The organism is Flavobacterium sp. SM15 (assembly GCF_022012335.1).
Taxonomy (GTDB): domain Bacteria; phylum Bacteroidota; class Bacteroidia; order Flavobacteriales; family Flavobacteriaceae; genus Flavobacterium.
In genome coordinates, this window is sequence record NZ_JAKLTO010000024.1 from 1 (window position 1) to 1263 (window position 1263).

1 protein-coding gene is annotated in these 1263 nt (G+C 41.2%); it reads right to left on the reverse strand.

Annotated features, from left to right (window positions below):
• The coding region (locus LZZ90_RS13960) for a gliding motility-associated C-terminal domain-containing protein (protein WP_237791318.1) at positions 1 to 1263 on the reverse strand (1263 nt) is incomplete at both ends.

Genomic DNA, 1263 nt, shown 5'->3' on the forward strand with positions numbered 1-1263 from the left:
ATAGTTGAACACTTTCATACCATATCTGTTGAAAATTTCCACTTTTTTCGGGTTCAGTCCTGTCAGATCGAAAGCATCGTTTTTAGTATCTCCATTCGGTGAAATACCTTTTGGAATCTCACAATAAGCACTTAGAACGTTTAAGCCATACGAAGAGACACATCCACCGTTTACATCAGTCACTTCTAACGTATAATTTCCTGGTAGTGTAACTACGAGCGTTGGCTGATTCGTTCCAATGGTCATACCACTGGCATTTAACCATTCGTAAGTATAATTAACAGTATCCGTTATTGACGAAGTTAAAGTATAGGATCCATTAACACATCCTTCAGTCACCATTACATCAATTGGTGTTGAAACTGTGTTCACGATCAATGCTGTTCCCGAAGAAATACATCCAGTATTAATATCACGAACTGTTACGGTATAATTTCCGGAAGCTAATCCACTGAAAGTTGTTGAAGACTGGTAATTAATTCCATCAATGCTATATTCAAATGAAGCCCCAGTAGGCACCGTCACTTCAATTGTTCCAGTAGTAATAATACATGTAGGCTGAACTGTCACACTCGCTGTCGGAGCAGCAGGATTTGCAGGTAATGGATTCACTGTTACCACTGTTGCAGAAGAAACACAACCCGTTACTGTATCACGTACCGTTACATTATAATTACCCGATGCCAAGCCTGTGAATATCATTGTTGATTGATAATTCATCCCGTTAACACTGTATTCTAAAGTAGCTCCGGTTGGGGCTGTAACTACAATTGTTCCGGTTGGTGTAGTACACGTTGGCTGAACGGTTACACTCGCAGTTGGTGCAACAGGTGCAACAGGTGCTGGTCTAACGACTTCGGATGTAGCTGAAGAAACACACCCTGTAACTGTATCACGTACGGTTACAAAATAAGTATTAGCGCTTAAATTCAAAAATGCAGCTAAAGACTGATAAGTTATACCATCAATACTGTACTCAAAATTAGAACCTAAAGGAGACGTAACCGTAATGCTACCTGTAACCACCGCACAAGTTGAAGGCGAAACGGCTACTAAAGTTGGTGCGCTAGGATTAGCAGGAATCGGATTAACCGTTACTGCCGTTGCAGAAGAAACACAACCCGTTGCTGTATCACGAACCGTAACGTTATAATTCCCTGGAATTAATCCGGAGAAAATCAATGTTGACTGATAAGTCACTCCGTCAACGCTGTATTCTAAAGTAGCTCCGGTTGGCGCTGTTACAACAATTGTTCCGGTTGG